We start from the raw sequence: 8,850 nt of genomic DNA on the forward strand, positions 1-8,850 counted from the left end.
TCGTTGCACTGCTGCGGCGTCGCGCGGGGGCTGTCCGGGTAGACCTCGGTGGTGGTGGTGTACTTCGCCCCGGTGATGCCGGCGCACAGGCCCAGCGGCACCAGCGCGTACTCGATCACACCATGCGCGACCACTGGCGAACCGATGATCTCGCCCTTGTCGTCGGCCGGTGCGATATGGGTCACCTTCTCCACTTCGGCGACCACGGCCTGCTGGAAGGCCGGCTGCGGATTCCCGCTGTCGTCCACCAGGTAGAAGCCATCGGGAATCAGGCCCGGTTCGAACGGCTTGCCATCGCGCGCGGCGAGTGCGGGACGGAACTCGCTCTCGTCGCTGTCGGTGGTTTCGTGCAGGTCGATGTGCAGCACGAACTGGCCCTTCAGCGGTGCGATCAGTTCGATCAGCGCCGTCGATTCGCGGGCCGGGCCGTCCGCGCGGAAATTGCGGTTCGGGTCGATCGCATCGAAGTTCCAACGGTTGATGCGCTCGAAGCCCCACGGATTCACGCACGGCGCGACCAGAAGGTTGGCCTTGCCGGCGTAGTGGGCGGCATGTTTTTCGAGGAACTCCAGCGCGCCCATTACGCCACTGGTCTCGTAGCCATGCACGCCGCCGGTCACCAGCGCGGCCGGCAACGCCGGGTTCCAGTCGCGGCTGCGCAGGGCGAACAGGGTGTAGGTCTCGCCTGCATAGTCGAGCTGGCCGTAGGCCACCTTGTCGAAGTGCCCGGCCAGTGCATCGATGCGCGGCAGCACCTCCTCGYCGTAACGGCGCAGACGCTGCTGGCGCGCACGCCACTGCTCCCTTTCCGCAACGCCCCACGGCTGGCCAGGGGTACCGACGGGGTAGAAAGCAGCAGTGGACATGGCAGTTCTCAGCGGGTCAGGAGGCAATCGGCCACTTTACCACCGGGCCAAAGCGCTGAACGGCGGACCGATTCCAATGGCGAATGGAATCAGCAATAATTCTCATTTACGACCTTCCACGCCCCGCACCGATGCCTATCCCTGCCCAGCAACCGGCCCGCCTGCCCCTGGCTGCCGCCCTCGCCCTGTGCGTGTTTCCGGCCGCCAGCGCGCTCGCGCAGGACAGCGCCACCACGCTCGACAGCATCCAGGTGTCGGGCAGTTGGTTGGGCACCGGCCTGCACGACAGCGTCAAGAGCTTCGCTGGCGCGCGTACCGTGGTCGATCGCCAGCGCATCGAGGCCAGCGGCGCCGCCAGCCTGGGCGATGCCATGCGCCGCATTCCCGGCGTGCAGGTCACCGACAACTCCGGCACCGCTGGCAGCTCGGTCTCGCTCAACATCGGCGTGCGCGGCCTGACCGGCCGCTACTCGCCGCGCTCGACCGTCCTGCTGGACGGCGTGCCACTGGCGGTTGCGCCGTACGGCCAGCCACAACTCTCCTTCGCCCCGGCCAGCCTGGCCAACATCGAATCGATCGACGTGGTACGCGGCGGCGGTGCGGTGCGCTACGGGCCGCAGAATGTCGGCGGCATCATCAACTTCAGCACCCGCGCGATTCCGACTGCGCCCGGCCTGCACGGCGAGGCCGGCGTGCGCTACAGCGCCTACGATCACGGCGGCGGCGACAGCACCCAGTACAACGCGTTCCTCGGCGGCACCGCCGACAACGGCCTGGGCATGGCCCTGCTCTATTCGGGGCAGGACGGCCGCGGCTGGCGCCAGGGCAGCGATGACCGCTTCGATGATCTGGCGCTGAAGTTCGCCTATGCCATCGACGCACAGCAGGAACTGCGCGCCAAGCTGTCGTACTACGACGTGCGTTCTCTGACTCCGGGCGGCCTGACCCGCGCCCAGTACCAGGCCGATCCGTTCCAGAACACCCGCCCGTCCGACTTCTGGAAGGGCCATCGCACCGGCATCGACCTGGGCTACACCAACACGCTGTCGGAGAACAGCGAGTTCGAGGTGCTGGCGTATTACAACGAAAGCAACCGGGCCAGTTCGCTGATCAACGCGGCCAACACACAGATCACGGTGCAGCCGCGCGACTACCGTGTGCTCGGCATCGAGCCACGCTACACCCAGCGCCTGCACTGGGGCAGCAGCGTGCACGACATCACCGCCGGCTACCGCTTCCTGCGCGAGCGCGGCAACGACCGCAGCTACACCGTTACCCGCCGTACCGGTGCGACCGGCGCGACCACCCGCTTCGACAACGCCACCGATGCGCACTCGTTCTATGTTGATGACCRCATCGCCATCGGTCAGTGGCGGATCACGCCCGGCGTGCGCATGGAGTGGATCGACATGGACCGCCGCCAGGCCGGCGGCGGCGCGACCTTCAGCAGCCGCAACGACAAGGCCCTGCCCTCGCTCAACGTCGCCTACCTGTTGACCCCGCAGCTGACCGTGTTCGGCAACTACACCACCTCGTTCGGACCGGTGCAGAACATCCAGTTGAACTCGCAGAGCGCGACCAATCCGCTGAACCCGGAAATCGCCAGGACCACCGAGCTGGGCGCGCGTTGGCAGGATGGCGCGCTGCGTGCGGAAGTGACCGTGTTCAAGATGCGCTTCGACAACCAGATCCTGCAGGTGCCGGGCATCACCCCGCCCACCTTCCAGAACATCGGCGCCACCGACCACAAGGGCGTGGAAAGCGCGATCGAGTACCGCTTTGCCGAAAGCAGCGCGCTGGCCGGGCTGGAACTGTACGCGAACTACACCTGGACCAAGGCCATCCAGCAGTCCGGCGACAACCGCGGCCTGGATGTGCCGTTCTACGCGCGCGATACCGACAGCGTCGGCGCCCGTTATGCGCTGGCCGGCTGGACCTTCAACGTGTCCAGCACCCACCAGAGCGGCCAGTTCTCCGATGCCGCCAACACCTGGGAAGAAGCCGCCGACGCGCGCGTAGGCCGTGTACCCGGCGTACGCCTGTGGAACGCGCAGGCCGCCTGGCAGCTGCCCTGGCTGGCCGACAGCGAGGTCGCGGTGGGCGTGAACAACCTGGCCGACAAGCGCTGGTACACCCGCAACGTGGATGGCAATGCCGGGCGCATGGTGGCCGCGCCGCGCACGTTCTACGTGCAGGGCCGCTACCGCTTCTGAGCATGGCAACCGCCTGATGCGGTGACGGTAGCGCTCACGGTGGCGGCGTATCATGCCGCCACCATGTCCTCCACCGCTTCGCCATCGCGCCTGCATCTGGCCTTCCAGGGCCTGCGCCTGCGCCTGCGCGGCAGCGACCTGTGGTTCATCGCCCTGGCGCTGGTGGTCGGGCTGATCGCCGGCGGCCTGACCCTGTTGCAGGCTGGGCTGGCACGCACCCTGCAGACGGCGTTGTATGGGCTGGACGAGGGCATGCGCCTGAGCTCGCTGCCCGCTTTGACCTGGACTGCCCTGCTGGTGCTGCCGCTGGGTGGCCTGGGGGTGGGCCTGGTCAGCCTGGCTGCCACGCGCCTGAAACGCCCCCTGCTGGATGCCGTGGAAGCCAATGCACTGCATGGCGGCCGCATGTCGATGCGCGACAACCTGATCGTGTTGACCCAGACCCTGGTCTCCAATGGCTGCGGTGCTTCGGTCGGACTGGAAGCGTCATACACGCAGATGGGCGCCGGCAGCGGTTCGCAGCTGGGGCGGGTGATGCGCCTGCGCCGCAACGACGTGCGCATCCTGGTCGGTGCTGGCGCGGCCGGTGCGATCGCCGCGGCCTTCGGTGCACCGCTGGCCGGGGCCTTCTACGCCTTCGAGATCGTCATCGGTGCCTATACGCCGGCGGCGCTGGCGCCGGTTGCGGTGGCCGCACTGGCCGGCGCCTTCGTTGCCGACCAGGCAGGCGTGGACGCCTATCTGCTGCCGGCGGCATCGACCATCGACGTGCGCGCAGCCGACTATGCGATCTACGGCCTGCTCGGCTGCTGCTGTGCGATGGTCGGCATCGTGGTGATGCGCCTGATCGCCTCCATCGAGGGCACGGTCAAGCGCAGCCCATTGCCGTTGTGGGGGCGCCCGGTGGTGGGCGGCCTGCTGCTGATTCCGCTGGCGCTGGCCAGCCCGCAGGTGCTGTCGTCCGGCCACGGAGCGCTGCACCTGGACCTGACCACCCATCTGCCGCTGATCTGGATCGGCGGGCTGCTGACGCTGAAATGCCTGGCCTCCGGCATTTCGCTGGGCTTCGGTTTCCGCGGCGGACTGTTCTTCGCCTCGCTGTTCATGGGCACCCTGGTCGGCACGCTGTTTGCGGGGCTGCTGGCGATGGCCACCGGCGTCCCGGTGGTCGACGCCACGTCGGCCGCGCTGGCAGGYATGGCTGCACTGGCCGCGGCGGTGGTTGGCGCGCCGATGACCATGGCCATGCTGGTACTGGAAGGCACCCACGACTTCCTGCTGACCAGCGTGGTGATGAGCGCCGTGCTGGTGTCCAGCACCCTGGTGCGGCAGTGGTTCGGCTATTCCTTCTCGACCTGGCGCATGCACCTGCGCGGGGAAACCATCAAGAGCGCGCGTGACATCGGCTGGGTGCACAACCTCAATGCCGGGCGGATGATGCGCAAGGGTGTGGCCACCGCCTCGGCCGACCTCGATGCCGCCGCCTTCCGCCAGCGCTTCCCGCTGGGCTCGGGCAGCCGGGTGATCCTGATCGACAGTGAAGGCCACTACGCTGGCATCGTGCAGATTCCGCGCCTGTTCGGCGACGGCGTGAAGCCCGAGGACGTCGTAGGTACGTTCGCCGAGAACCGCGACGTGGCCCTTGCCACCAGCGCCGACGTGGTGACCGTGATGCAGCGGTTCGACCAGACCCAGGCCGACGAGCTGGCGGTGGTGGCCGACGATGGCCAGGTGCTGGGCGTGGTGTCTGAAGCATTCGTGCGCAAGCGCTATGCGGAGGAACTGGACAAGCGCCAGCGCGAAATGATGGGCGAGCGCGTCGACGAGTAGATCCACGCCACGCGTGGATGATGCCCCCTGCCCCTCCACGCGTGGCGTGGTTCTACTGTCACCTGCGGGAGGTAGACTGCGGCCATGCGCTTCATTGAAACCTTCCAGCCCGRCCCGTTCGCCGACACCGTGGTCAGCCTGCTGGCGGCGTTCGTGCTCGGCACCCTGATCGGCGCCGAACGCCAGTACCGGCAACGCACCGCTGGCCTGCGCACCAACGTGCTGGTGGCTGTCGGCGCTGCCGCCTTCGTTGACCTGGGCATGCGCATCGCCGGCAGCGCCGAGGCCGTGCGGGTCATCTCCTACGTCGTCTCGGGCGTCGGCTTCCTCGGCGCCGGCGTGATCATGAAGGAAGGCATGAACGTGCGCGGCCTGAACACCGCCGCGACGCTGTGGTGCTCGGCTGCCGTGGGCAGCTGCACCGGCGCGGACATGCTGGCCGAAGGCGTGCTGCTGACCGTGCTGATCATCGCCGGCAATACCCTGCTGCGGCCACTGGTGAACGCGATCAACCGCATCCCGATCAACGAAGCCGCCAGCGAAGCGACCTACGAAGTGCGCCTGAGCGTGGATGCCGACGCGGTACCGCGCGTGCGCGAGCGCCTGGTCGATGCGCTGGAAGCCGCGCAGTACCCCGTTGGCGACGTGCAACTGGTGGAGCACGCMGATGCGCCCACTGATGTGATCGCAGTGCTGGTCAGCACCGCGGTCAGCGCCGACGAACTGGACGTGGTGCTGGCGCGGATGGAACAGGTGCCGGGCGTGCTGCATGCCACCTGGGAAGTCAGCACCCGCGATTGAGCGGGTGTCGGCAGTTCATCCGCGCGCTACGTGCTGCTGCGCTCGCAGCAACCTGCGGAACGACACGCAGCGCCGAGCATCCTCGGCGTGTGGACAGGCGGCAGCCCGCCGCAGCCGATCCTGCGCCCGCTGCAATCTGCGGATCTGCAGCTGCAGCGCATCGGCCCGGGCCAGCAATGCCGTGCGATCCAGTGCAAGCCCTGCCCCCTGCGGCATCGCTGCGCCGATCTGCTGCAGCGACAGGCCTGCCGATTGTCCCAGGCCGATCAGTGCCAGCCGTTCCAGCACCTGCTCGTGGTACTGCCGGCGCAGGCCGCGACGCCCCAGTACCTGCAACAGGCCGAGCTGCTCGTAGTAGCGCAGCGTCGAGGCCGGCACGCCACTGCGGCGGACCACCTCACCGATATCCAGTTCCTGCATCGTGCTTGACCTCAAGTGGGCTTCAAGCGCCACCATGGTCGCACTCCCCGCGCAAGGCAAGCCCATGGACGATTCACTCCCGCTCGATCAGAACACGCTCTGGAACGGCGCCGCCGGCGAGAACTGGGTCGCGCAGCAGACCCTGCTGGACGGCCTGTTCCAACCGATGGCCGATGCCCTGCGCGACGAGCTGCCGGTTACCGTCACGGAACTGCTGGACGTGGGCTGCGGCACCGGCGCCAGTACGCTGAGCGCCGCCGCAGCACGCCCTGACGCCCATTGCACGGGCGTGGACATCTCCGCACCGATGCTTGGCCTGGCCCGCCAGCGCGCCGCCGCGATCGCGCGCGGGGTCGACTTCATCGTTGCCGATGCCCAGCGCCATCCCTTCGCAACGGCGCACTACGATTGGATCCAGTCGCGCTTCGGGGTGATGTTCTTCGAGGACACGCAGGCCGCCTTCGCCAACCTGCACCGTGCCGCCCGAACGGGCGCGGGCCTGCGCTGCATCGCCTGGCGCAGCGCGCAGGAGAATCCGTTCATGACCACCGCCGAGCGCGCCCTTGCAGACCAGCTGGTGCTGCCGGCGCGGGTACCCGGTGCACCGGGGCAGTTCGCTTTCGCCGATGGCGAACGGGTGCGCCGGCTGCTGCAGCGTGCCGGATGGCAGGACGTGGACATCGCGCCGCTGGACCTCACCTGCTTCCTCAGCCGTGATGCGCTGGCCAGCTACGTCGGCCAGCTCGGACCTGTGGGTCTGGCCCTGCGTGCGTTGCCGGCCGAACGCGCCGAAGCGCTGCTGCAGCAGGCGCTGACCGCGTTCGCACCGTTCATCGACGGTGACCGTGTGCGGGTGGAAACCGCCTGCTGGATGATCCGCGCCCGCGCATAGCAACAGAAAAGGGGACGGAGGGGATCAAGTCGTTCATGCCCCGGTTGTGCGGGACACGACTTGATCCCCTCCGTCCCCTGTTTCTCTACAAGGCCTCGCCGGCATCGGCCAGGCGCGATTCGATGAGCGCGTACCACTGCTCGAGCATGTCGACCAGCATGTCCAGCTCGGCGTCGGCACGCTGCGCGCGGCCGCTGCGCAGGCACGCCTGTGCTTCCTGCAGCTGGGTGAGGAAGCCGGCAACGGTGTCGGCCTGCAGGATGAGGCCCGGCAGCCGGCGCCCGGGAATGCGCACGACCGCATGGTTGCCGAGCTGGCCGTACACGCTGAGAGTGGCTTCCGTCTTCATGGACAAGGGCAGGAATTGGGCATTCATCAGGTGCACCAGGGAAGAAACCTGCCCACCGGCAGGCGTGGAAAACGGGGGAGACGTTTCCACGTCCTGCCGGCAGAACAGGGGGGACTCGGGATGCCGGGGCACGCCCCGRCGCGGGGATTCAGTGCGACCGGGCCACGCCCGCGATCTGCACCCGGCGATTGGGCGCCAGGCAGGCGATCAGTTCGCGCCGGTTGCGCTGGTCGCACTGCACCAGCGGTTCGGCCGCACCCCGCCCTTCAGCGCTGATGCTCGCCGCGGATACGCCGCCCTGTACCAGCGCCATGCGCACCGCCTCGGCACGTCGCTGCGACAGCGTCTGGTTGTAGGCAGCGCTGCCGATGCGGTCGGTGTAGCCGACCACCTGGATCGACTGCACCTGGCTGGCCTCACGCACCTGCGCCAGTACACCCTGCACGGCCTGCTGGCCGCTGGCACTGAGTACGGCACTGTCGAAGCCGAACAGTGCATCGGCAGCCAGCCGCAGCGGCTGCTCCGGCAAGGGCGCCGGCGCCGGCGGTGGCGGCGGACGCGGCGGGTCGAGGACCGCTGCGCACGATTCAGGCTTCCAGTAGCCGCCCTGGGCGATGCCCTTGTTGTCGAAGCGCACCTGGAACTGGCAGGTGAAGTACTCCGCGCCCTGTGCGGTGCGGAAGTTGAACAGGTAGTTCCACTCGCGCACGCCCCACATGCCTTCGTTGAAGTGCGGGGTGCCGAGCAACGTGTACAGCTGGCGCTTGCTCATGCCCGGTGCGAACCGGCGCAGGTCGGCGATATCCGGATAGATGCCTTCCTTCAGCGATGCCTTGCTGGCCTCCGGGAAGGTGACGGCGGGGCTGTCGGCGGGGCCGTCGGCGGCCGGTGCGTGGCTGCGGCAGGCAACCAGCAGCCCCGCGGCCAGGATCAGGCCCAGCGTGGCGGCGACGCGGCCACTGCGAGCGATGCGATGCGGTTTCATGTCATTCCCCCTGTAGACGTTGCCCGCTGCGCCGGGCCGCGAATGCGACCCGGCGCAGGCGATCACCACTGGATGCCGGCACCGACGGCCACACCGGCCTCGCCGCGGCTGTTGGTGGAACCACTGAACTTGTAGATCCAGCGACCGCCCTCGGAGACACCGGAGATGCCCAAGGCCACGCCGGATTCGCCGTTGTAGCTGCCGGCGGCGATCGAGGCCATGTTGCGGCCGGCTTCGCTGGGCTGCGGCAGCGATGCGGTTGCCATCGCCGAGGCGATACCGGCCGAGGCGCGGTTGTCGGTCTTGCGCAGGTCGCGTTCGAAGCCGCCCATGCGCTCATCGGTGTAGGCCTTGGACCAGTCCAGGGTCTGCGCCATGCCCGACTTCAGCTGGTCGACGTTGACCGCGTCGGTACCGGCGGTGCCGGCAGCGACGTTGCGCACCGTGGTCGGGCCGCTGCTGGTGCTGCCCAGGGTCACGCTGTTGTAGTTGGT

Annotated in this window: 9 protein-coding genes; 4 read left to right on the forward strand and 5 right to left on the reverse strand. The window is 68.4% G+C overall.

Features of this window, described 5'->3' with window-relative positions:
• On the reverse strand, nucleotides 1-866 hold an 866-nt coding region (locus tag AC1VAN_RS04410), incomplete at its 3' end, for a M14 family metallopeptidase (protein WP_480985334.1).
• A gap of 131 nt (nucleotides 867-997) precedes the next feature.
• Here AC1VAN_RS04410 and AC1VAN_RS04415 point away from each other — a divergent pair.
• From AC1VAN_RS04415 to AC1VAN_RS04425, 3 genes are all read left to right on the forward strand, one after another.
• Nucleotides 998-3,079 (forward strand): TonB-dependent receptor family protein, encoded by a 2,082-nt coding sequence (locus AC1VAN_RS04415; RefSeq protein ID WP_480985335.1) that lies wholly within the window; start codon nucleotides 998-1,000, stop codon nucleotides 3,077-3,079.
• A gap of 63 nt (nucleotides 3,080-3,142) precedes the next feature.
• Nucleotides 3,143-4,909: a chloride channel protein gene (locus AC1VAN_RS04420; protein WP_442251855.1), complete on the forward strand. Its 1,767-nt coding sequence runs from the start codon at nucleotides 3,143-3,145 to the stop codon at nucleotides 4,907-4,909.
• Between the two features lie 84 nt (nucleotides 4,910-4,993).
• Nucleotides 4,994-5,710 carry an MgtC/SapB family protein gene (locus tag AC1VAN_RS04425; RefSeq protein ID WP_480985336.1) on the forward strand — a complete coding sequence of 239 codons (717 nt, stop codon included), beginning with the start codon at nucleotides 4,994-4,996 and terminating at the stop codon, nucleotides 5,708-5,710.
• 15 nt (nucleotides 5,711-5,725) lie between these two features.
• Here AC1VAN_RS04425 and AC1VAN_RS04430 read toward each other — a convergent pair whose 3' ends face one another.
• Nucleotides 5,726-6,130 (reverse strand): MerR family transcriptional regulator, encoded by a 405-nt coding sequence (locus AC1VAN_RS04430; protein WP_442251867.1) that lies wholly within the window; start codon nucleotides 6,128-6,130, stop codon nucleotides 5,726-5,728.
• Nucleotides 6,131-6,194: 64 nt separating this feature from the next.
• Here AC1VAN_RS04430 and AC1VAN_RS04435 point away from each other — a divergent pair, with 64 nt between their 5' ends.
• Nucleotides 6,195-7,022, forward strand: a complete 828-nt coding sequence (locus AC1VAN_RS04435) for a class I SAM-dependent methyltransferase (protein WP_442251856.1) — start codon at nucleotides 6,195-6,197, stop codon at nucleotides 7,020-7,022.
• A gap of 85 nt (nucleotides 7,023-7,107) precedes the next feature.
• On the opposite strand, the gene AC1VAN_RS04440 is transcribed toward AC1VAN_RS04435, so the two are convergent.
• The 3 genes from AC1VAN_RS04440 to AC1VAN_RS04450 all read right to left on the reverse strand — a co-directional run.
• Complete coding sequence (locus AC1VAN_RS04440; RefSeq protein ID WP_170929478.1) at nucleotides 7,108-7,398, reverse strand: DUF6959 family protein; 291 nt, start codon at nucleotides 7,396-7,398, stop codon at nucleotides 7,108-7,110.
• Nucleotides 7,399-7,519: 121 nt separating this feature from the next.
• The gene (locus AC1VAN_RS04445; protein ID WP_442251858.1) at nucleotides 7,520-8,356 is read right to left on the reverse strand and encodes an outer membrane protein assembly factor BamE; all 837 of its coding nucleotides are present in this window, start codon (nucleotides 8,354-8,356) and stop codon (nucleotides 7,520-7,522) included.
• Between the two features lie 62 nt (nucleotides 8,357-8,418).
• Nucleotides 8,419-8,850: YadA family autotransporter adhesin (locus AC1VAN_RS04450; protein WP_480985337.1), on the reverse strand; the 432-nt coding region annotated here is incomplete at its 5' end.

It is taken from the genome of Stenotrophomonas sp. 05L44_2 (assembly GCF_056665995.1).